At 60.3% G+C, this 20608-nt stretch carries 20 protein-coding genes and 1 pseudogene; 9 read left to right on the top strand and 12 right to left on the bottom strand.

The window, feature by feature from the left end; genetic code table 11:
- The first annotated feature begins 4 nt into the window (after positions 1–4).
- The 3 genes from ACNYC6_RS19485 to ACNYC6_RS19475 all read left to right on the top strand — a co-directional run bounded on the left by ACNYC6_RS19485 (position 5) and on the right by ACNYC6_RS19475 (position 4619).
- Positions 5–1771: a sensor histidine kinase gene (locus tag ACNYC6_RS19485; RefSeq protein ID WP_419708756.1), complete on the top strand. Its 1767-nt coding sequence runs from the start codon at positions 5–7 to the stop codon at positions 1769–1771.
- Positions 1765–3099, top strand: a complete 1335-nt coding sequence (locus ACNYC6_RS19480; protein ID WP_419708755.1) for a sigma-54-dependent transcriptional regulator — start codon at positions 1765–1767, stop codon at positions 3097–3099. The genes ACNYC6_RS19485 and ACNYC6_RS19480 overlap by 7 nt, the downstream gene beginning before the upstream one ends.
- A 200-nt stretch (positions 3100–3299) precedes the next feature.
- The gene (locus ACNYC6_RS19475) at positions 3300–4619 is read left to right on the top strand and encodes an MFS transporter (protein ID WP_419708754.1); all 1320 of its coding nucleotides are present in this window, start codon (positions 3300–3302) and stop codon (positions 4617–4619) included.
- A gap of 140 nt (positions 4620–4759) precedes the next feature.
- On the opposite strand, the gene ACNYC6_RS19470 is transcribed toward ACNYC6_RS19475, so the two are convergent.
- On the bottom strand, positions 4760–5515 hold the full coding sequence (locus tag ACNYC6_RS19470; RefSeq protein ID WP_419708753.1) for a hypothetical protein: 756 nt from the start codon (positions 5513–5515) through the stop codon (positions 4760–4762).
- Between the two features lie 348 nt (positions 5516–5863).
- On the opposite strand from ACNYC6_RS19470, the gene ACNYC6_RS19465 reads away from it, so the two are divergent.
- Together ACNYC6_RS19465 and ACNYC6_RS19460 are read left to right on the top strand one after the other, a co-directional pair.
- Positions 5864–6118 carry a hypothetical protein gene (locus ACNYC6_RS19465; protein WP_419708752.1) on the top strand — a complete coding sequence of 85 codons (255 nt, stop codon included), beginning with the start codon at positions 5864–5866 and terminating at the stop codon, positions 6116–6118.
- Between the two features lie 153 nt (positions 6119–6271).
- The gene (locus ACNYC6_RS19460; RefSeq protein ID WP_419708751.1) at positions 6272–6904 is read left to right on the top strand and encodes a flavin reductase family protein; all 633 of its coding nucleotides are present in this window, start codon (positions 6272–6274) and stop codon (positions 6902–6904) included.
- Here the strand turns inward: ACNYC6_RS19460 and ACNYC6_RS19455 are convergent, their stop codons facing one another.
- A complete protein-coding gene (locus ACNYC6_RS19455; protein ID WP_419708750.1) occupies positions 6905–7135 on the bottom strand; it encodes a hypothetical protein in 231 nt (76 codons plus the stop codon). It lies immediately after the preceding gene.
- Between the two features lie 41 nt (positions 7136–7176).
- Positions 7177–7530 (bottom strand): putative quinol monooxygenase, encoded by a 354-nt coding sequence (locus ACNYC6_RS19450; protein WP_419708749.1) that lies wholly within the window; start codon positions 7528–7530, stop codon positions 7177–7179.
- Between the two features lie 337 nt (positions 7531–7867).
- Between ACNYC6_RS19450 and ACNYC6_RS19445 the strand changes: the two genes are divergently transcribed.
- Entirely contained in the window at positions 7868–8797 is a 930-nt protein-coding gene (locus ACNYC6_RS19445) for an AraC family transcriptional regulator (protein ID WP_419708748.1), read from the top strand.
- 106 nt (positions 8798–8903) lie between these two features.
- Here ACNYC6_RS19445 and ACNYC6_RS19440 read toward each other — a convergent pair whose 3' ends face one another.
- From ACNYC6_RS19440 to ACNYC6_RS19415, 6 genes are all read right to left on the bottom strand, one after another.
- The gene (locus tag ACNYC6_RS19440) at positions 8904–9959 is read right to left on the bottom strand and encodes an ABC transporter ATP-binding protein (protein WP_419708747.1); all 1056 of its coding nucleotides are present in this window, start codon (positions 9957–9959) and stop codon (positions 8904–8906) included.
- Positions 9960–9974: 15 nt separating this feature from the next.
- Positions 9975–10823, bottom strand: a complete 849-nt coding sequence (locus ACNYC6_RS19435; protein ID WP_419708746.1) for an ABC transporter permease — start codon at positions 10821–10823, stop codon at positions 9975–9977.
- A complete protein-coding gene (locus tag ACNYC6_RS19430; RefSeq protein WP_338582701.1) occupies positions 10820–11728 on the bottom strand; it encodes an ABC transporter permease in 909 nt (302 codons plus the stop codon). Before ACNYC6_RS19430 ends, ACNYC6_RS19435 begins: the two co-directional genes overlap by 4 nt.
- 191 nt (positions 11729–11919) lie before the next feature.
- Positions 11920–13023: an extracellular solute-binding protein gene (locus ACNYC6_RS19425; protein ID WP_419708745.1), complete on the bottom strand. Its 1104-nt coding sequence runs from the start codon at positions 13021–13023 to the stop codon at positions 11920–11922.
- Positions 13024–13239: 216 nt separating this feature from the next.
- Positions 13240–14688 (bottom strand): aldehyde dehydrogenase family protein, encoded by a 1449-nt coding sequence (locus tag ACNYC6_RS19420; RefSeq protein WP_419708744.1) that lies wholly within the window; start codon positions 14686–14688, stop codon positions 13240–13242.
- On the bottom strand, positions 14685–16322 hold the full coding sequence (locus tag ACNYC6_RS19415) for a 5-guanidino-2-oxopentanoate decarboxylase (RefSeq protein ID WP_419708743.1): 1638 nt from the start codon (positions 16320–16322) through the stop codon (positions 14685–14687). The genes ACNYC6_RS19420 and ACNYC6_RS19415 overlap by 4 nt, the downstream gene beginning before the upstream one ends.
- A 161-nt stretch (positions 16323–16483) precedes the next feature.
- Here ACNYC6_RS19415 and ACNYC6_RS19410 point away from each other — a divergent pair, with 161 nt between their 5' ends.
- Entirely contained in the window at positions 16484–17365 is an 882-nt protein-coding gene (locus ACNYC6_RS19410) for a LysR substrate-binding domain-containing protein (RefSeq protein ID WP_419708742.1), read from the top strand.
- Positions 17366–17414: 49 nt separating this feature from the next.
- On the opposite strand, the gene ACNYC6_RS19405 is transcribed toward ACNYC6_RS19410, so the two are convergent.
- Positions 17415–18029: an NAD(P)-dependent oxidoreductase gene (locus tag ACNYC6_RS19405; protein WP_419708741.1), complete on the bottom strand. Its 615-nt coding sequence runs from the start codon at positions 18027–18029 to the stop codon at positions 17415–17417.
- Between the two features lie 25 nt (positions 18030–18054).
- A pseudogene (locus tag ACNYC6_RS19400) lies at positions 18055–18223 on the bottom strand (MBL fold metallo-hydrolase); the annotation flags it as partial.
- Between the two features lie 147 nt (positions 18224–18370).
- On the opposite strand from ACNYC6_RS19400, the gene ACNYC6_RS19395 reads away from it, so the two are divergent.
- Entirely contained in the window at positions 18371–19276 is a 906-nt protein-coding gene (locus tag ACNYC6_RS19395) for a LysR family transcriptional regulator (protein ID WP_419708740.1), read from the top strand.
- A gap of 128 nt (positions 19277–19404) precedes the next feature.
- Entirely contained in the window at positions 19405–19581 is a 177-nt protein-coding gene (locus tag ACNYC6_RS19390; protein WP_162837843.1) for a hypothetical protein, read from the top strand.
- A gap of 8 nt (positions 19582–19589) precedes the next feature.
- On the opposite strand, the gene ACNYC6_RS19385 is transcribed toward ACNYC6_RS19390, so the two are convergent.
- Complete coding sequence (locus ACNYC6_RS19385; RefSeq protein ID WP_419708739.1) at positions 19590–20486, bottom strand: helix-turn-helix domain-containing protein; 897 nt, start codon at positions 20484–20486, stop codon at positions 19590–19592.
- Positions 20487–20608: the final 122 nt, after the last annotated feature.

Genomic DNA, 20608 nt, shown 5'->3' with positions numbered 1-20608 from the left:
ACGCATGCTCCCGACTTCCCGATCCCTGCGCCTGGCGCTCTATACCGTATTGATCATTGCCGGTGCAGCCATCGCTGCTACCTTGGCCATGCGCCACACCGTGCGTCAGTCAATGGTCGAAGACGCCGCCCGCGCCAACCAGCAATTGGCGTTGTACGCCACATCCCTGCACACGTTGATCGAGCGCTACCGCGCCCTGCCCTCGGTGCTGGCGCTGGACCCGCAATTGCGCGACGCGCTCAAAGGACCGGTAGGCCCCGAGCAACAGGATCTGCTGAACCGCAAACTGGAAAAGATCAATGGCGCCGCCGAATCCTCGACCCTTGAATTGCTCGATCACACCGGCCTCGCCGTGGCGGCAAGCAACTGGCGCTTGCCCAGCAGTTACGTCGGCCACAATTACGGCTTCCGCCCCTACTTCAGCCAGACCCGCACCCAAGGCACCGGGCGCTTTTACGCGGTTGGGGTGACCAGCGGCATTCCCGGTTACTTCCTGTCCAGCGCCGTCACCAACGATGACGGCCAGTTCCTCGGCGCCATGGTGGTGAAACTGGAGTTTCCCGAACTTGAACGTGAATGGCGCCAAGGCAACGACACGTTGCTGGTCAGCGATGCTCGCGGGATCATCTTCATCGCCAACCAACCGGGCTGGCGCTATCGCCACTTGAAACCGCTGAGCGACAGCGATCACGCCGAACTCAAGGCCACCCGTCAATACGACAAGCAGCCACTGTCGCCGCTTGAATACCAATCGTTGCACCGGTTCGACGGCAACAGTGAGCTGGCGCGGGTCAATGGCCCGGACGGCAATGCCGATTACCTGTGGGAATCCTTGCCACTGCCTGCCGAAGGCTGGACGCTGCACTTGCTGCGCCGTCCTCAAGTTGCCTTCGAAGACAGCCGCAACGCCGCACTCGCCGCGGCGGGTGTGTGGCTGACACTGGTGTTTCTGCTGCTGTTTCTCAACCAGCGCTGGCGCCTGGCCAAACTGCGCCAACGCAGCCGCGAGGAGCTCGAACAACTGGTGGAAGAACGCACCCGCGACCTGCGCACCGCCCAGGAAGGCTTGGTGCAATCAGCCAAACTCGCTGCCCTCGGCCAGATGTCGGCAGCGCTGGCCCACGAGATCAATCAGCCGTTGACCGCGCAGCGCATGCAGCTTGCTACGCTGAGGTTGCTGCTCGATCACGGTCGGGTCGATGAAGCCTACAAGGCGCTCAAACCGGTTGACGACATGTTGACACGCATGGCGGCCCTCACCGGCCACCTGAAAACCTTCGCCCGCAAAAGCCCCAGCGGCTTACGCGAACGCCTCGATCTGGCGGCGGTGGTTGACCAGTCGCTGCACCTGCTCGACACGCGGTTACGCGATGAACAGATCAGCACGGTGCTGCACTTGACTCGCCCGGCGTGGGTGCGCGGCGATGCGATTCGTCTGGAACAGGTGCTGATCAATCTGTTGCGCAATGCCCTGGATGCAATGCAGGACAAACCCTGCAAGCGCCTGGAAATCCGTCTCGAAGCCGAAGAACAACTGTGGCGCTTGAGCGTGATCGACAACGGCAGCGGCATCACCGATGAGAATCTGGCCAAGGTGTTCGATCCGTTTTTCACCACTAAACCGGTGGGCGATGGCTTAGGGATTGGTCTCGCGGTGTCGTTCGCTATCGTTCACGAATCGGGCGGTCGCCTGACGGCCGATAATCACGCCAACGGCGCAGTGTTCGCCCTGACCTTGCCCATCGACCTAGAGGTTCATGAACCATGCTGAACTCAGTAATCGTGGTCGACGACGAAAGCAGCATCCGCAGCGCCGTCGAACAATGGCTGAGCCTGGCGGGGTTCGAGGTGCAGTTGTTCAGCCGCGCCGATGAGTGCCTGGCGCAACTGCCGAAGCATTTCGCCGGGGTGATTCTCAGCGACGTGCGCATGCCGGGCATGACCGGCCTGGAACTGCTGGCCGAGGTGCAGCGGCGCGATGCCGATCTGCCGGTGATCCTGCTGACCGGCCACGGTGATGTGCCGATGGCCGTCGATGCGATGCGCGATGGCGCCTACGACTTTCTCGAAAAACCCTTCAGCCCCGAGACCCTGCTCAGCAGTTTGCGGCGGGCGCTGGACAAGCGCAGCCTGGTCCTGGAAAACCGTGCCCTGCACGAACAGGCGGACAACCGCACCAAGCTCGATGCCACGCTGCTGGGCGTCTCCCGTGGCTTGCAGACGTTGCGCCGGCAAGTGCTGGATCTGGCAGCGTTGCCGGTCAACGTGCTGATCCGCGGCGAAACCGGCAGCGGCAAGGAGCTGGTCGCCCGTTGCCTGCACGACTTCGGGCCGCGCGCCGACAAACCCTTCGTCGCGTTGAACTGCGCAGCCATCCCCGAGCAACTGTTTGAGGCTGAATTGTTCGGCCACGAAAGCGGTGCATTCACCGGCGCACAGGGCAAGCGCATCGGCAAACTGGAATACGCCGACGGCGGCACGCTGTTTCTCGATGAAATCGAAAGCATGCCGCTGGCGCAGCAGGTGAAATTGCTGCGGGTGCTGCAAGAGCAGAAGCTCGAGCGTCTGGGCTCTAATCAGAGCATTCGCGTGAATTTGCGCATCATCGCCGCGACCAAACCGGACTTGCTCGATGAAGCGCGGGCCGGGCGCTTTCGCGAAGACCTGGCTTATCGCTTGAACGTTGCCGAACTGCGCCTGCCACCGTTACGCGACCGCCGTGAAGACATTCCCTTGTTGTACGAAACCTTCGCCCAGAGTGCCGCCGAGCGTTTGGGTCGGACGTTTGCGCCCTTGAGCGGCCCGCAGTTGAGCCATCTGCTGAGCCACGACTGGCCGGGCAATGTGCGCGAACTGGCGAACGTCGCCGAGCGCCAGGTGTTGGGGCTGGGCGAGCCCGTACCAGCGGGCATCGAGCCGGGGCAGTCACTGGCGGCGCAGCAGGAAGCGTTTGAAGCGCAATGCCTGCGCGCGGCGTTGACCCGGCACAAAGGCGATGTGAAAGCGGTGCTTGAAGCGCTGCAACTGCCGCGTCGGACCTTCAATGAAAAGATGCAGCGGCATGGATTGAGCCGGGAGATGTTTTTGCAGGACAGCTGAGTGTTGCTGTGCCGGTATAACCACAGCAACACTTGAGCAATTTCCCGCTTACACCCAACCAAACATAAGCGGATTTCCGCTCACCAATCCGCCCTACCCCCTCTAAACCGGCCCTCCCCCCGTTGGCACAGCTCCTGCTATAGCCCCGCAGGCTGCGTTTAATCGCGCTCCACAAAAACAATTAAACGAAGGATCCTTCAATGGATAACTCCAACTCCCTGCCGCTTGGGTCGGCTGCCGTGCCGGCCAAAGAAAGAACCACTTCCAGCCGCATCAAATCGATCTTCAGCGGTTCCGTAGGCAACATGGTCGAGTGGTACGACTGGTACGTCTACGCCGCCTTCTCCCTGTACTTCGCCAAGACCTTCTTCCCCAAAGGCGACACCACCGCTCAACTGTTGAACACCGCTGCGATCTTCGCCGTGGGCTTCCTGATGCGCCCGATCGGCGGCTGGCTGATGGGCCTGTACGCTGACAAAGTCGGCCGTAAAAAGGCCTTGATGGCCTCCGTTTACCTGATGTGCTTCGGTTCGCTGCTGATCGCCTTGAGCCCAAGCTACGAAGTGATCGGCATCGGCGCGCCGATCCTGCTGGTGTTCGCACGCTTGCTGCAAGGCCTGTCGGTGGGTGGCGAATACGGCACCTCGGCCACGTACCTCAGCGAGATGGCGACCAAGGAACGCCGCGGTTTCTTCTCCAGCTTCCAGTACGTGACCCTGATCTCCGGCCAGCTCATAGCGCTGGGCGTGCTGATCGTGCTGCAAAACATTCTGACCACTGAAGAACTCTACGCCTGGGGCTGGCGCATTCCGTTCGCCATCGGCGCATTGTGTGCCGTGGTCGCGCTTTACCTGCGTCGCGGGATGGAAGAAACCGAGTCGTTCACCAAAAAAGAAAAGGCCAAGGAAAGCGCGATGCGCACCTTGATGCGCCATCCGAAGGAACTGATGACCGTGGTCGGCCTGACCATGGGCGGTACGCTGGCGTTCTACACCTACACCACCTACATGCAGAAATACCTGGTGAACACCGTCGGCATGAGCATTTCCGACTCCACCACCATTTCCGCCGCCACGCTGTTTCTGTTCATGTGCCTGCAACCGATCATCGGCGGGCTGTCGGATAAAATCGGTCGCCGGCCAATCCTGATCGCCTTCGGCGTTCTGGGCACGCTGTTCACCGTGCCGATCCTCACCACCCTGCACACCATCACGACCTGGTGGGGCGCGTTCTTCCTGATCATGGCGGCGCTGATCATCGTCAGCGGCTACACCTCGATCAACGCCGTGGTGAAAGCCGAACTGTTCCCGACCGAAATCCGCGCCCTGGGCGTTGGCCTGCCGTACGCACTGACCGTCTCGATCTTCGGCGGCACCGCTGAATACATCGCGCTGTGGTTCAAGAGCATCGGCATGGAAACCGGTTACTACTGGTATGTCACCGCGTGCATCGCTGTGTCGTTGCTGGTGTACATCACCATGAAAGACACCCGCAAGCATTCGCGGATTGTTACTGACTGACAGGTGTTTGGCAGTCATTGCAACGGTGACTGCAATGGCCCCATCGCGAGCAGGCTCGCTCCCACTGGTTGGCCGCTTACCCTTGGAGGAATGCGGTCCAATGTGTGCGAGCCTGCTCGCGATTGGGGCACCATGGTCTATCAGGAAAATTGCGCTACGTCTCGCTTACCGAACTTTTTCTGAGCATACGAAGCCCCCGCGATCATCACGACCAGAATCCCCGCCAACACCAGCGACGAACCGATGGTGCCGAAATCCAGACCGCCCTTTTCATGGGGTTTGGTCAGGAAATCACCCAGGGTTGCACCGAACGGGCGAGTCAAGACAAACGCTACCCAGAACAATACAACCGACGAAATCTTCGTCAGGTACTTCAGCAGCACCACCACCGCGATGGTCAAACCGATCAGCAGGGCGCCGCCAGCGAAACCCAGGCCTGAATCGTCGGCCAGGTAGTCACCCAGTGCCGTGCCCAAGGTGTTGGAAAACAAAATCGCCATCCAGTAGAACATCTCGCCACGGAACGTCTGAACCTTGGTGACGTTCAACGAGTCGCCGCTCAGGCGCCACGCCGCAAAAATCCCCAACAGAATAGCGATCAGGATCATCGAGCCCGTGGCATAGCCAAGCTCCAGGGTGCGGTCCATGAAATCGGACATCGTGGTACCGGCCGTGCTGGTCGACAGAATCACGATCCAGTACAGCACTGGCTTGTAGGTTTTCGACATCAGCTGCGCGACCAGCGTCAACACGAACACACTGATGAGGATCAGCGAACTGATGGCATATCCCACGTTGAGGGTCATCGACAACAAATCACCCGCGGTTTCCCCCAAGGTCGTCGCGCAGATTTTCATCACCCAGAACGCCAGGGTAATTTGAGGAAGCTTATTCATCGAGGGTAAAACTCCAGTGGTCATGACGGCCATTTCTCAGGGTTATGGCGCGACGCGCAGACTGGAGGTGAAGCAGTGAAAAATGGGTAAGCGCTTTATGAAAAATATGTCACTCACGCCAAAAGTGCGGATTAATCACGAGTTAATGCTCAACCCCCATCCTGAACCTGCCTGATCGATTAACTGCGATGCGCCCATTCAGTCCCTGAAAGCGGAAATTCTGACGGCCTTAATATCTATTTAATCGATTGTTTTTAGCATTATTTTGCGCTTTTTAATCAGTTTAATTGGCGTAGCATGAAACCCATGCCCAAGAGACAAAACGCCAAAGAACCTGGAGAAATGAAGATGAAAACCAAACTGTTCCTCGCCATCGCCCTGTCCGTACTGGCTGCCAACACCTTCGCCGCCGACGGTTTCGACCGTACCGGCTCCGCTGTGGCAGCAGACGGTTATGACCGCACCGGTTCCGCCACTGTCGCCGCTGATGGCTACGATCGCACCGGCTCCGCAACTGTCGCTGAAGACGGCTACGACCGCACTGGCGGCGCAACCGTCGCTGAGGATGGCTACGACCGTACTGGCGGCGCAACCGTCAGCTAATTCACTCAAGCGGCACCCACAGCCCGGCTTCGGCCGGGCTTAGTCATTTCTGGGGGAGCGCAAAACCTGTGGGGTATTCGTCGGACTGGAAATCAGCGGCACGCCCTTGCACTATTGCTGCCTATTCGAAAGCAGCCTCAAGGAACACGGCCCATGCCCGACGACATTCACTTTTACGAACCCGCCAACGGCCACGGCCTGCCTCACGATCCGTTCAATGCGATCGTCGGCCCGCGTCCCATCGGCTGGATTTCTTCACAGGATGCCGAGGGCCGCTTGAACCTGGCGCCGTACAGCTTTTTCAACGCCTTCAACTACATTCCGCCGATCATCGGGTTCTCCAGCGTCGGGCGCAAAGACAGCCTGAACAACATCGAACAGACCGGCGAATTCGCCTGGAACCTGGCGACCCGGCCACTGGCCGAGCAGATGAACCAGAGTTGCGCCATGGTCGGGCCCCAAGTCGATGAATTCGAACTCTCCGGGCTGACCACTGTGGCATCGAAAGTCATTCAGGTGCCACGAGTCGCCGAAAGCCCGGTGTCCTTCGAATGCAAGGTCACGCAGATCATTCAGTTGCAGCGGGCCGACGGGAATGTAGTGCCGAGCTGGCTGATTCTCGGCGAGGTGGTCGCCGTGCATATCGCCAAATGGCTGTTGAAGGATGGGGTGTACGACACCGCCGCGGCAGAACCGATTCTGCGCGGCGGCGGGCCGGCGGATTATTTCCAGCTGGGGCCTGAGGCATTGTTCAAGATGTACCGCCCGGGAGCGGAAAAGAAGTAATTACCAGACCAGCCCGCCGTCTTCGTCGACACCCTTGAGGTGCGTCAGTTGCAGGGCGGCGGCTTCGTCCGCTTCTCTGGCGGTCTTGAAGGTCTGTTCTTCCAGCAGTTTGTTGAAGCGAGGCGCACCCGCGCCGCCGATGGCTTTGGTGGCGATTGCCGCGTAATAACCGCCTTCGCGGGGTATTACAGCCGATACGGCTTCGAAGGTTTCAAAGGCTTTGCGTGCCATGTGGCGCATCCTGGCTAGTTGAGAATGTTGCCATTAAACCCTCAACCGGCCAGTTTGTGTACCGCGACCCCGGACTGACGCAAGGCTTGCGCCGCCGACACATCCTTGAAGGTGTGGAAATCCAGGCTGTTAACCACTAGTTCCTGCACCAGTTCGGCAAAAATCTCCATGGCCGGGGTGCTGAAGTACGCGGTCATGGCCTGTTGATGGGTCCAGAAGCCGGACACCAGCCACAGTTCCGGATCGCATTGCGAGTGTTGCAAGGCAAAGTTCAGGCAGCCGGGTGCTGCGCGAGATGGTTCGATCAAGGCACTGAGGCGCATTCCAAGTTCCGCTGAGCGCCCGGCGCGCGCTCGAACGAAAGCCATATGACTGACGGGGATCTGCTTAGACATGTTCAACCCTCCCGGGGAGTCGCGTTGCAGCCGGGGGACGGGCTGCGACAGGATCAAAGGTTAAGGGCCGACGCGCTTGGGTCGTTAGTCGATTCCTGCCGGTGCGTTGCACAATCCTGCGAGAGTGCGCAGCCTACCTGTAACATTGTGTAAAACACTGTCACGGTTCTGCCATACGAGCTTCAAGCAAGTTTGGCGCTCTGCGTCCCGACGTGCGGGGGTGAAAACACAACACCGTGCAGAATCAGGCAAGCATTCGACAGGATGCGTCTACCACTGGGGCTTGCACAAACATATGCTCTGCCTCATCAAACCTGCCCTGCCGAGGATGCCTTACATGTCGTCGCTCGATCACTTTCAAGCCCCGCTGGACACCGAGATGGAGAAGCAGCGCGTGGAACTGGCGGCGATCATCCGTCGCAACACCGCCGAAGATGGCAGTTATGCCACTGCTGTCGGCTCGCTGTTCATGTCACGTCATAGCCAAAACCACGAGTTCGCCCCGGTCCTCGCGCAACCGGCGTTGTGCATCATGGCGCAGGGCCGCAAGGAAGTCCGGCTGGCTGACGAGTTCTTCAATTACGATCCGCTGAATTACCTGGTAGTCTCGGTTTCGATGCCCCTGAGTGGTCGAGTGGTGGATGTCTCGGCCGATGAGCCAATCCTCTCCGTGCGCCTGGACATAGACCCCGCGGAAATTTCCGCGTTGATCGCCGACGCCGGCCCGATTGGCGTGCCCACCCGTCCGACCGGACGCGGGTTGTACGTTGAACGACTCGACACCGCAATGCTCGACGCCGTACTGCGCCTGGCACGTTTGCTCGACACGCCGAAAGACATCGCCATGCTCGCGCCGCTGATTCGCCGGGAAATTCTCTATCGGTTGTTGCGCAGCAAGCAGGGCCATCGGCTGTACGAAATCGCGATCGCCAACAGTCAGAGCCATCGCATCAGTCAGGCGATCAAGTGGCTCAACGGCAACTATGAGCAACCGCTGCGCATCGATGATCTGGCCAAGGAAGTGAACCTGAGCGTGTCGACGCTGCATCACCGCTTCAAGGCAATGACAGCAATGAGTCCGTTGCAGTATCAGAAGCAGTTGCGTCTGCAAGAGGCGCGGCGCTTGATGCTGGCGGAGGGCTTGGAGGCTTCGGCGGCGGGTTATCGGGTGGGCTATGAAAGCCCGTCGCAGTTCAGCCGGGAGTACAGCCGGTTGTTCGGGGCGCCGCCGTTGCGGGATTTGGCGCGGTTGCGGTTGTCAGTTTGATCTGGAGGTTGTGAGGCCATCTCCCACAGTGATCTGTGGCGTTCACAGAACCTGTGGGAGCTGGCCTGCCAGCGATGAGGCCAGAAAGGCCCACATCAAATCCGGATCAAGCGCCCAAAACCCGGCAAGCCTCGGCAGGAAGGGTCACCGACACCGGATGCCCGATACTCAAACCGAACCCCTGGCACGGCGTGCTCAACGCCGTAAACGAAACCCCGGAACACTCGACCGTTGTCTCGATGGTCGCACCGATATCCCGCACAAACGTCACCTTGCCCAGCAAGCGATTGCCCGCCGTCGCCTGTGGTGCCGAGAGCTGCAGGTCTTCCGGGCGAATCAGCATCTTCACTTTCTCACCGACGACAATGCTGCTGCAGATCGGCACTTGCAGCGCATCGCCGCCTGGCAAACTCACCTTGCCATCGCCCAGTGCCGTGGCCGGGAAGATGTTGCCGGAGCCGATGAAATCCGCGACGAATTCGTTGGCCGGGTGCCGGTAGATTTCAATCGGCGTGCCCACCTGCTGCACTTTGTGCTCACCCAATACGACCACGATATCCGCCATGGTCATGGCTTCACGCTGATCGTGCGTCACCATGATGGTGGTGATGTTCAGGCGCTGTTGCAGCTGACGGATTTCTACCTGCATTGACTCGCGCAGCTTGGCGTCCAACGCCGAGAGCGGTTCGTCGAGCAGCAGGATTTTCGGGTGATTGGCAATCGCCCGGGCGATCGCCACGCGCTGACGCTGGCCGCCGGAGAGTTTGGCCACCGGGCGATTGATCATCGGTTGCAGCTGGATCAGTTCCAGCAACTCCACCACCCGCGCCTGCTGGTCAGCCTTGCTGACCCCGCGCAGTTTCAGCGGGTAGGCAATGTTTTCGCCCACGGTCATGTGCGGGAACAGCGCCAGCGACTGGAACACCATGCCGAAGTTACGCAGGTGCGCCGGGGTATGGCCGATGTCTTCGCCGTCCAGGCGAATCTCGCCGCCGGTCAGGGTTTCCAGCCCGGCAATCATCCGCAGCAACGTGGTTTTGCCGCAGCCCGACGGGCCGAGGAAACACACCAGTTTTCCTTCCGGCAAATGCAGGTTCACATCCTTTACCGCACAGGCCGAGCCGTAATGTTTCTCGACGTTTTCCAGAATCAGACCAGACATAAATCACCTCAAGAATCAGAACGAAACGCCACCTTCACCAACCAGCTTCTCCAGCGCCCAGATCAGGACGAAGTCGATCAGCACGATCAGCACGGCAAACGAAAATACGGTTGGGTCGAGCGAAGACACGGTGCGGCTGTACATCCAGATCGGCACGGTCATGACGTCGATGGTGTAGAGGAAATAGGTCACGGTGAATTCGTTGAACGAGACGATGAACGCCAGCAACATGCCCGCCAGAATCCCCGACTTCATCAACGGCACCACCACATCGACAATCGCCCGCATTGGCGAAGCGCCGAGCATTTGCGCAGCCTCCTCGACTTCAGTGCCGATGGAGAGCATCGCCGCCGTGCAGTTTTTCACCACGAATGGCAGCGCGAGGATCACGTGGGCAATCACCAGCCGCGACGTGGTCATGTGGAACGGCAGGCTGTCGAACACCAGCAGCAACGCCAGGCCCAACACCACCATCGGGAACACCAGCGGCAACGACATCAATTGCAGCGCCACGGCCTTGCCGCGGAACTCGCAGCGGGTCAGCGCGTAGGCTGCCGGCACCGCGATCAGCGTGGCAAAAACCATGGTCAGGCACGACACCATCAGGCTGGTGGTCATGGCTTGGCCGAGGCTCAGCACGTCGCTGGAATCCGGCGAGACGAAGGTGTTCCAGGCAGCCTTGTACCATTGCAGGCTGTAGCTGCTCGGCGGAAAGTCAAGGTTCGACGCGCCGCTGAACGACATGACGATCATGGTCAGGATCGGCAGCACCGCCAACAGCAGGATGAAGCCGGAGAGGATGCCGGCGAACTTGCCGGTGTCACCCGGCAGCAGCGACTGGCGCTTCTTGGTCAGGGTACTCATTGCGAAGCCTCCAGCATGCGCCGGCGACGGCCGGTGATGTATTCGGACAAAGTCATGATCGCGAGCGTGGTGACGATCAGCACCACACCGGCGGCGGACGCGGCGGGCCAGTTCATCAGCGGGGCGATCTGGTCATGCACCATCACCGCGAGCATCGGCACGCGCCGGCCACCGAGCAGCAAGGGCACCACGAAACTGCTGGCGTTGTAGGCGAACACCAGCGTCGCACCGGTGATGATCCCCGGCAGACTCATCGGCAACACCACTTGGCGGAACACCTGGAAGCGACTGGCGCCAAGGGTGGCGGCGGCTTCTTCGTAACTGCGGGCGACGCCGCGCATGGCGCTGGCGATCGGCAGCACAGCCAAGGGGAACGCGGTTTGCACCAGGCCCATCAATACGCCGTTCTGGTTGTACAACAGCATGATCGGGCGCTTGATCAGGCCCAGGCCCATCAGTGTCTGGTTGAGCATGCCGCCGGGGCCGAGAATCACCAGCCAGCCGTAGCTTTGCAGCAACAGGTTGACCAGCAATGGCAGCAGCACCGCCGCGAGGAAGATCCGTCGCACAAACGGCGAGGTCAGGCGCGACATGGTGTAGGCCACCGGGATCGCCAGGATCACGGCGATCACCGCGCTGATCAGCGCCAGGCGCAGGGTCAGCATCAGCGATTTGAGGTAGTAGGGTTCCAGCAACTGAGCGTAGCTGGCCAGGCTGAACCCGGACCACTCCGCGCCCTTGGTGCCCACGCTCATGCGCAGGACCAACAGGCTGGCGGCGATCAGCACGCCGAGAAACAGCATCGACGGCGAGAGGAAAAACCAGGCACGCGCGGTCGGCGAAACACCGAAGCGCGGGCGCGACTCAGCGGCGCTGACCGGATGGGTCAAAGGTTGGTGTTCCATAGCAAAGGGTCTCGTCAATGGAAAGCATCTGACGAACACACCCCCCGAAACCACCGCGCTCCCTGTGGGAGCTGGCTTGCCAGCGATAGCGGTCTGTCAGTCACATCATATCGACAGAGCGTCCGTCATCGCGGGCAAGCCCGCTCCCACAGGATTTTGTGGTGTGCTTGAGGTCTGTGTTCGTCACTCGATCAGGAAGAAAAGATTTCCGTGTAACGACGAATCCATTGGTCATGCACGGTGGCCAGGAAGGCGTTGTCGTGCATGATCGCCTTCTCGGCAATCTGCTCCGGCGTGAGGATGTACGGGCTCTTGCGCGCTTCGGCGGAGATGATCGCCTTGGCGTTCACCGGACCGTTGTAGATGTCCTCGGCCATCTTGCCCTGCACCAGCGGGTCCAGAGAATGGTTGATGAAGGCGTACGCCATATCGGTATCGCCCGGACGGTTCTTCGGCATCACCGATTGCATCAGGTCGGTGTAGAAACCTTCCTTCATGCCAAAGGTTGCACTCAGACCGTAGTTCGGGTCGCGGATCTGTTTCGGGAAGAAGGCCGGGGCGTACAGGCCACCCATGTCCAGGGAACCGGTGCGGAACAGCTCGGCGATCTGGTTCGGGTTTTCGCCGAGGGTCACCACGCGGTCTTTCAGCTCGGCGAGCTTCTTGAAGCCAGGCTCGATGTTGTGCTCGTCACCACCGGCCAGTTTGGCGGCGATGATGATCAGGTCCATGGCCTCGGTCCAGTTCGGCGGCGGCAGGAAGATGTTCGGTGCCGCGTCGGCATCCCACAGAGAGGCGTAGCTGGTCGGGGCTTCTTTCTGGGTGCGCGTGCTGTAGACCAGACTGTTGCACCACAACAGGTAACCGATGCCGTGGCCGTTGGCGCCAGTGCGGTATTTCTCCGGCACGTCGACGATGTTGGGAATGCGGTTGAGGTCGGGTTTTTCCAGCAGGTTGGCGGCGGCCAGACCTTCGGCGCCGACGCCGGCAAGGGTGATGATGTCGTATTGCGGACGATCACCGCCGGCCTTGAGTTTGGCGACCATCTCCGAGGTACTGCCGGTGCGGTCGGCGATGACCTTGCAGCCGTACTTGTCTTCGAAGGTTGCTGCGATGTTGCGCAGTGCAGCCAGGCCGGTGTCATCGGACCAGGTCAGCAGACGCAGGGTCTTGCCAGTGAAGCGTGTATCGCTGGCATTGGCCTTGACGAACGGCAAGCTCATGGCGGCCACTGCAACCGAGGCTACGCCTACGGTTTTGATGAATTGACGTCTGTTCAGATCATGCTCGCCCATTACGGACTCCCTTTGTTTTTGTAGGTATAAGGCAGGTCGAAACTGTTGCATCCGCGCGACTGGATCAGCGTTTACCCCTCTGTTTGCGGGGGTTGATTGAACCAGTGAGTTCATCCTGAGGTTGTGCAAAACCGCTGACTATCGATAAAAACTCATTGAAGCCATGACGCCGGCGCATGCCTCATCGGGAGGCATGCGCACACCTTTTTCGTGCTGTCAGACGGCGCGAATCACGTGTTTGATTTCCTGGAAAGCCTGCAAACCCCACGGCCCTAATTCACGGCCGATGCTGCTCTGCTTGTAGCCACCCCAAGCGGTCTGCGGAAAGATCACCTGCGGCGCGTTGATCCACACAAGCCCCGCCTGCAAAGCGTTGGCGACACGGTCGGCGTTTTCGGCGTCGCGCGTGACCACACTGGCCACCAGACCGAACTGGCTGTCGTTGGCCAGGGCAATCGCCTCAGCTTCGGAGGCGAAACTGCGCACGCAAATCACCGGGCCGAAAATCTCTTCACACCACAGCGCACTGTCGAGGGGCACTTCAGTGAAAATCGTCGGCTGCAAAAAATATCCGCGCGGCAGATCCGCCGGGCGATTGCCGCCGCAAATCAACTTGGCGCCGGCACTCAATCCACGATCGATATGGCCGAGCACTCGCTGGTATTGCGCCTGATTGACCAGTGCGCCCATTTCCACGTTCGGGTCGAACGGGTCGGCGACTCGAATCGCTTCGGCACGGGCCTTCAAACGGGTGAGGAATTCATCGGCCAGTTCATCGGCGACCAGCACGCGGCTGGTGGCGGAGCACATCTGCCCGGCGTTGAAGAAACCGCCGCCACAGGCCACTTCCACCGCCAGGTCGAGATCGGCATCGGCCAGCACCAGCAGCGAAGATTTACCGCCCAGTTCCAGGCTCACGCCTTTGACCGTTTCTGCTGCGCGCTGCATGACCTGCACACCCACCGCATTGCTGCCAGTGAAGGAAATCTTGGCGATACGCGGATCAGCCGACAGTGGCGCGCCAACGGCCAGGCCGGTGCCACACACCACGTTGAACACACCGGCGGGCAAACCTGCATCGGCAATGATCGCCGCCAGTTCCAGCTCAGGCAGTGGCGTCACTTCAGAAGGCTTGAGCACCACGCAGCAACCAGCGGCCAGCGCCGGGGCAAGCTTCCACGCGGTGGTGACCATCGGGAAATTCCACGGCACGATCAGGCCGACCACACCGCACGGCTCACGGCGCAAGCGAGCGCTGAAATCGTCGCTCGGCAGCTCCACCGCGCTGTCTTGTTTGGCGTCGAGTCCTTCAGCCAGGCCGGCGTAATACTCGAACGTGGCGATCACATCGTCGACGTCAATGGCCGCTTCGAACTGTGGCTTGCCGTTGTTGCTCGACTGCAAATGCATCAACTGCTCACGACCGGCCTGAACGCCCGCAGCGATTTTGCGCAGGATCGCGCCGCGCTCGGCGCCAGTGGTTTTCGACCAGTCGGCGAAGGCTCGGATCGCTGCGCTGACCGCTTGATCGACCGCTTGCTCATCACCGCCCACGACGGTGGTCAGCAGCGCTTCGGTTGCCGGGTTGATCACTCGCAGGTGTTCGTTGCCGGCCGACCATTGGCCGTCGATGAACAGACCATCCAAGGTAGTCGGGAAGGTCATTTCGACACCACCTTCATCCACTCGGTCTGATCGATTTCGATCAGGGTCGGGCCTTGGCGATCAGTGGCTACACGCAGCGCACCACGCAGTTGCTCGACGCCGCTGACTGCTTCGGCAGCGCAACCCAGTGCCTTGGCTACACCGATGAAATCCGGGGTGTAGATATCGACGCCAACCGGCTCGATGGCGCGGTTAACCATGTATTTCTTGATCTCTTCGTAGCCCTGGTTATTCCACAGCAGCACGATCACCGGGGTGCGCGCCTCAACGGCGCTGGCCAGTTCCGGCAAGGTAAATTGCAGGCCGCCGTCGCCGATCAGGCAGACCACTGGCGGACGTGCACCGCTCTCGGTGCTGCCACCGAGCCAGGCGCCAATCGCTGCCGGCAAGGCGTAACCGAGGGTGCCGTAACCCGTGGACGAGTTGAACCAGCGACGCGGGCGCTCCGGGTTGAACGTCAGGTTGCCGGTGTACACCGGTTGGGTCGAATCGCCGACGAACACGGCGCTCGGCAATTCATGCAAAACGGTTTCGAGGAAACGGGTCTGGGCCAGGGTCGGTGCATCCCAGCTCGCGGCCAGTTCTTCACGCAGGCGCGCGGCACGCACCTGGCCCCAATCGTTGCGGCGCTCGGCCAGCGACTTGTGCGACAAGGCGCTGAGCAAAGCTTGGGCGGCGTTGCGCGAGTCGGAGACCAATGCCACGTGCGGCGGATAGTTGCGCACGGTCTGGTCCGGGTCGATGTCGATGCGCAGCAGCTTGCCGGGAATCTCGAAACCACCGGCGAAGGTCACGTCGTAGTCGGTCTCGGCCAGCTCGGTGCCGATGGCCAGCACAACGTCGGCTTCGGCGACCAGCGCACGGGTGGCGACCAGGCTCTGGGTCGAACCGATCAGCAGCGGGTGAGCGGATTCGAGCATGCCTTTGGCATTGATGGTCAGCGCCACCGGAGCATCCAGCAATTCGGCCAGTTCAGTCAGCTCGGCGGCGGCATCGATGGCGCCGCCACCGGCAAGAATCAGCGGACGCTTGGCGCCGGCCAGCAGTTCGGTCATGCGTGAAACGGCCGACGGCGAAGCACCGGCGCGGTCGATATTCACCGGCAGGCTGCTGAGCAGATCGTCGGCTTCTTCAACCAACACATCCAACGGAATTTCGATGTGCACCGGGCGTGGACGACCGGCCTGGAACAGCGAAAAAGCGCGGGCCAGCACGCCTGGCAACTCGGACGCCGACATCAGGGTGTGGGAGAACGCCGCGACACCGGCACACAAGGCGCCCTGGTTCGGCAGCTCATGCAGCTTGCCACGACCACCGCCCAACTGGCTGCGCGATTGCACGCTGGAAATCACCAGCATCGGGATCGAATCGGCGTAAGCCTGGCCCATCGCGGTGGTGATGTTGGTCATGCCAGGGCCGGTGATGATGAAGCACACACCCGGTTTGCCGCTGGTGCGGGCGTAGCCGTCGGCCATGAAACCGGCGCCTTGTTCGTGGCGCGGCGTGACGTGGTTGATGCTCGAACGGGCCAGCCCGCGGTACAGCTCCACGGTGTGAACCCCGGGAATGCCGAACACCTGCTCGACACCGTAGTTTTCGAGTAACTTGACCAATACTTCGCCGCACGTCGCCATGTGAATTGCCCTTCTTGTTCGATTTGAGACGCCGGGCCTGCGGTGTGTTTATGATGGATTCGCAGGTCCAGGGATGGCCTCATTGGAACGGGCGACACGTAGCCGCAACAATGGATAAAAAGTCATACTAGCCATGTCCTCACGTCATACCTTGGATCCCAATGAAACGACTGCCTCCCCTGCCGGCGCTGCACACTTTTCTGATTACCGCGCAGTGCTGCAATTTCACCCGGGCCGCCGAGCAACTTCACATCACCCAAGGTGCGGTGAGCCGACAGATCGCCGGACTGGAAGATTTCCTCGGTTATGAACTGTTCATTCGTCAGGCACGCGGCCTTGATCTGACGGCCGAGGGACGGGAATGGCTGCCACGGGTGCAGCAGATTTTCGGATTGATCGACGAGGCCGTTGAGCAGATCGGCGAGAAGCGCGAAACCCTGCAACTCAAGGCACCGACCTGCGTTATGCGCTGGTTGCTGCCGCGCCTGTTGCAATGGCAAAAGGAGCGCCCGGACGTGCCGGTGGAACTGACCACCACGGTCAAGCACGGTGTGGATTTTCATCGTGAACAATTCGATGCGGCGGTGATGTACGGCACGCCGCCGGACACTTCGCTGGAGTCGCAAAAACTCTTCGATGAGCAACTGACGCCGGTGTGTTCCAGGCCGATGCTCGACGGACCGATCGCTTTGCAGACACCGGCCGACCTGCAACAACACCTGCTGCTGCACCCCACGCGCGATGAGCGCGACTGGAAGGCGTGGCTGAAAGCGGCGGATGTGCATCTGACCAATGTCGGCAAGGGCCAGCACTTCGAAACGCTCGATCTGGCGATGTCGATGGCGTCCCAGGGAACGGGTGTGGCGATTGGCGATTGGTCGTTGATCGGCGATGACCTGAATGCCGGGCGGCTGGTCATGCCCTTCGAATTGAAGGTGACTACGGGACTGGCGTATTACCTGGTGTTCCCGGAAAAACCCGGGCCTTCACCGAAGTTGCGCGAGTTGATGGGGTGGTTGGTGGAGCAGGCGCAGAGTCGCTGAACGTGCCCTATAGCAGCTGGCAAAGCCAGCTGCTATAGGGTTGCGGGGGTCAATAACCGACAGCAAACCGCTGCCGCGAATGCTTCGGTGTTTCCACTTCGTCGAGCATCGCGATCGCATAGTCCGCAAATGTGATCCAGCTGCGCCCCTCGCCGCTCACCAGCAAATCATCCTGACCGGTGCGGAATTTTCCGGTGCGTTCGCCTTCGACAAATTCGGCCGATGGCGACAGGAAGGTCCAATCCAGATCTTTTTCTTCACGCAGCTTGCCTAGAAACTCGGCACCCGCGCTGGCCTCGGCTTTGTACGCGTCAGGGAAACCTGCGCTATCGATCACCCGAGTGCCATCAGGCAACAACAGCGAACCCGCACCGCCCACCACCAGCAGGCGTTTGACCCCAGCCTTTTTCACCGGTCCGACCACGGCGGCGGCAGGCAGCGTGGCGAAATGCGCCGCGCTGATGACCGCGTCATGACCAGCGATAGCTTCCTGCAATGCGCTGGCATCGAGCGCATCGACATTACGCGTGACCACGCCAGCACGCTGGCCGATCTTCGATGTATCGCGAGCGATGGCGGTAACGCTGTGACCGCGACGTAGGGCTTCTTCCAGCAGTTGGCTACCGGCACGACCGGTGGCACCGATGATTGCAATGTTACTCATGAATTTCTCCAGTGGATTGAACAGCGAAGATCGTGGTCAGTTGTTTGCCGCTGGCGCGGATTTTTTTCCACCACTTGTTCGGCCTGGGATTTGCCGAATGGTGCGTCCACCAGGATGGCGTCTTTCTCGCCACTGACCAGCACCGAGGTCACTGGAAAAATTGCCTTTTCTCCAGGGTTGTAGACATCCAGCGAGTAACACGCGTTTGAAAGTGGCGAATCCGATCACGTGTTGCTCCGTGGTTCAGTGCCATTTGCGGCGATGGACCAGAGCTTAGTTGCCTGAGTCAGTACAAAAAATGCGATGCTTAAACATAGTTTGTTTCTGAAATCGGGCAAATCATGGATCGTCTACAAGCAATGCGCGTGTTCGTCACGGTGGTCGACCTCGGCAGCCAGTCGGCCGCCGCCGATCATCTGGAGCTGTCGCGGCCGGTGGTGTCGCGTTATCTGGCGGAGCTGGAAGACTGGGTCGGCGCACGTCTGATGCATCGCACCACACGCAAATTGAGCCTGACCGCCGCCGGCAGCGAAGTGCTGCCGCGCTGTCGACAGATGCTCGACTTGTCCACCGACATGCAAGCCGCCGTCAGCGTCCCGGAGGATGCTCCGCGCGGGCTGCTGCGGATCAGCGTCAGCACTTCGTTCGGCCAGGCACAACTGGCCGATGCAATGGCCACCTACGTCAAACGCTATCCGGGCGTCAGCATCGACATGCAGATGCTCGACCGCACAGTGAATCTGGTGGATGAGCGCATCGACCTGGCGATTCGCACCAGCAATGACCTGGACCCGAACCTGATCGCCCGTCGGCTGACGGTCTGCCGCTCGGTGATTTGCGCCTCCCACGCCTACCTGCGCGAGCATCCGACACCGCAGCGGGTCGAGGACCTGAGCCAGCACAACTGCCTGACCCACTCCTACTTCGGCAAAAGCCTGTGGCATTTCGAACAGGACGGCGAACAGGTCTCGGTGCCGGTGCAAGGCAACATCAGCGCCAACGAGGCCACTACCCTGTTGCGCGCAGCGATGGCCGGTGCCGGAGTGGCGATGCTGCCCACGTATCAGGCCGGCGTGTATGTCCACAGCGGTGAACTGGTTCGCCTGCTGCCCTCGGCCGAGCCTCGGCAGATGAACGTGTACGCGGTGTATGCCTCGCGCAAGCACATGCCCGCGGCGCTGCGCAGTTTGCTGGATTTTCTGGTGGTGAGGTTTCCGGAGGAACCGGCGTGGGATATCGGCCTGTAACCCGATTAAAACGGTAGGAGCGAGCAGGCTTCATCAGTGTTTTGAATACCGCGTTATTGCTGGCAACTCACCCGCGCTGACCTATGCTCAAAGTAATACCGAAGGGTATTCGTTCAGAGGTCAACGCCATGAACATCAAAACAAGAAGATACCTCGCGATTTTCATCACCTGCGCGGTCACGCTCGGGTTGTATGGCGCGGCAGCCTGGCGCGTGGAGCAGTTGCGCAACCTGCCCCGTGAGTACGCCAGCTGCAATTTCGAGCGTTGCATTCCCCACAACGCGACCCTCAACGCCCTCCGTTAGCGAAGGGGTCAGGCCTCGTTGTCCTGATCGGCCTTCAAACGGTCGCGGAACGCTTTTGGCGAGATTCCCACCCGGCGCCGGAACAGGCGCGTGAAGTTGGTCGGATCCGAGAACCCCAAAACGTCGGACATTTCATAAATGGTCATGCTGGTGTAGGTCAGCAAGCGCTTGGCCTCCAGCAATTGACGCTCGTGCATGATCTGCAACGCCGGTTGCCCCGCCAGTTCACGGCAAGTGCCATTAAGGTGGGACACGGAAATCCCCAGTCGATGGGCCAGGTCTTCGACCTTGACGTGTTGCCGATAGGTCTCTTCCACCAATTGAATGAACCCGTTGAGGTATTCCCGGGCACGTTGCGGTCGTTGCGTGGCTGAACGTCGCTGGATCACCTGACGGCTGACCCACACCATGATCACGCTGACCAGCGAATGCATGAGCATTTCCCGGGCCGGTTGATGGCTGGTGTATTCGTTCTGCAACGCGCTGAACAGGCTGTTCAGGTACTCGGCATCGTTACCGGCCGGGTAGCTCTCGGCCTGGGCAAGGGCATTCACCGAATGCCCCAATTGCGCTTGAAGATGGGTAATCAGCGGCGCGGCCAGGGTGACCACGAATCCTTCGACGTCCTCGGAAAAACGGAAGCCGTGCACTGACAACGGCGGCAGGATCTGGATGGCTGGTTCAGTCAATTGCGTACGCTGGCCTTCTATTTCAAGCTCTGCCTGACCTTTGAATACGAAGAGCAACTGGCATAAATCGGCGTGGCGGTGAGGTTTGATTTCCCATTGATGTTCGCGGCTGCGTTTGGAGATGGTTTCACAGTGCAGCAAGTCGGGGGTCGGCCAATCCAGGCTTTCACCGTAGAGCTTGAACACTGGAATCGAAGGCAGGTCAGGCTTGTTCATCACTTCAATCCAGGCCTCGGAATAGATGACGGGCGATAATCGCACCGATTGGCGAAATGTACAGGTATCGGCTCAGTTTTCACCTTCAATTGACAGACCCGCAAGGGAAAAATGCAAGCACT

Source organism: Pseudomonas sp. NFX224 (genome assembly GCF_048565165.1).
Classification (GTDB): Bacteria; Pseudomonadota; Gammaproteobacteria; order Pseudomonadales; family Pseudomonadaceae; genus Aquipseudomonas.
This window is presented reverse-complemented; position numbering and strand designations above follow the sequence as displayed.

What these genes read in the sequence shown, in the direction of transcription:
- ACNYC6_RS19485 (WP_419708756.1), top strand. Translation starts at nt 5, where the DNA reads ATGCTCCCGACTTCCCGATCCCTGCGCCTGGCGCTCTATACCGTATTG.
- ACNYC6_RS19480 (WP_419708755.1), top strand. Translation starts at nt 1,765, where the DNA reads ATGCTGAACTCAGTAATCGTGGTCGACGACGAAAGCAGCATCCGCAGC.
- ACNYC6_RS19475 (WP_419708754.1), top strand. Translation starts at nt 3,300, where the DNA reads ATGGATAACTCCAACTCCCTGCCGCTTGGGTCGGCTGCCGTGCCGGCC.
- ACNYC6_RS19470 (WP_419708753.1), bottom strand. Translation starts at nt 5,515, where the DNA reads ATGAATAAGCTTCCTCAAATTACCCTGGCGTTCTGGGTGATGAAAATC.
- ACNYC6_RS19465 (WP_419708752.1), top strand. Translation starts at nt 5,864, where the DNA reads ATGAAAACCAAACTGTTCCTCGCCATCGCCCTGTCCGTACTGGCTGCC.
- ACNYC6_RS19460 (WP_419708751.1), top strand. Translation starts at nt 6,272, where the DNA reads ATGCCCGACGACATTCACTTTTACGAACCCGCCAACGGCCACGGCCTG.
- ACNYC6_RS19455 (WP_419708750.1), bottom strand. Translation starts at nt 7,135, where the DNA reads ATGGCACGCAAAGCCTTTGAAACCTTCGAAGCCGTATCGGCTGTAATA.
- ACNYC6_RS19450 (WP_419708749.1), bottom strand. Translation starts at nt 7,530, where the DNA reads ATGTCTAAGCAGATCCCCGTCAGTCATATGGCTTTCGTTCGAGCGCGC.
- ACNYC6_RS19445 (WP_419708748.1), top strand. Translation starts at nt 7,868, where the DNA reads ATGTCGTCGCTCGATCACTTTCAAGCCCCGCTGGACACCGAGATGGAG.
- ACNYC6_RS19440 (WP_419708747.1), bottom strand. Translation starts at nt 9,959, where the DNA reads ATGTCTGGTCTGATTCTGGAAAACGTCGAGAAACATTACGGCTCGGCC.
- ACNYC6_RS19435 (WP_419708746.1), bottom strand. Translation starts at nt 10,823, where the DNA reads ATGAGTACCCTGACCAAGAAGCGCCAGTCGCTGCTGCCGGGTGACACC.
- ACNYC6_RS19430 (WP_338582701.1), bottom strand. Translation starts at nt 11,728, where the DNA reads ATGGAACACCAACCTTTGACCCATCCGGTCAGCGCCGCTGAGTCGCGC.
- ACNYC6_RS19425 (WP_419708745.1), bottom strand. Translation starts at nt 13,023, where the DNA reads ATGGGCGAGCATGATCTGAACAGACGTCAATTCATCAAAACCGTAGGC.
- ACNYC6_RS19420 (WP_419708744.1), bottom strand. Translation starts at nt 14,688, where the DNA reads ATGACCTTCCCGACTACCTTGGATGGTCTGTTCATCGACGGCCAATGG.
- ACNYC6_RS19415 (WP_419708743.1), bottom strand. Translation starts at nt 16,322, where the DNA reads ATGGCGACGTGCGGCGAAGTATTGGTCAAGTTACTCGAAAACTACGGT.
- ACNYC6_RS19410 (WP_419708742.1), top strand. Translation starts at nt 16,484, where the DNA reads ATGAAACGACTGCCTCCCCTGCCGGCGCTGCACACTTTTCTGATTACC.
- ACNYC6_RS19405 (WP_419708741.1), bottom strand. Translation starts at nt 18,029, where the DNA reads ATGAGTAACATTGCAATCATCGGTGCCACCGGTCGTGCCGGTAGCCAA.
- ACNYC6_RS19395 (WP_419708740.1), top strand. Translation starts at nt 18,371, where the DNA reads ATGGATCGTCTACAAGCAATGCGCGTGTTCGTCACGGTGGTCGACCTC.
- ACNYC6_RS19390 (WP_162837843.1), top strand. Translation starts at nt 19,405, where the DNA reads ATGAACATCAAAACAAGAAGATACCTCGCGATTTTCATCACCTGCGCG.
- ACNYC6_RS19385 (WP_419708739.1), bottom strand. Translation starts at nt 20,486, where the DNA reads ATGAACAAGCCTGACCTGCCTTCGATTCCAGTGTTCAAGCTCTACGGT.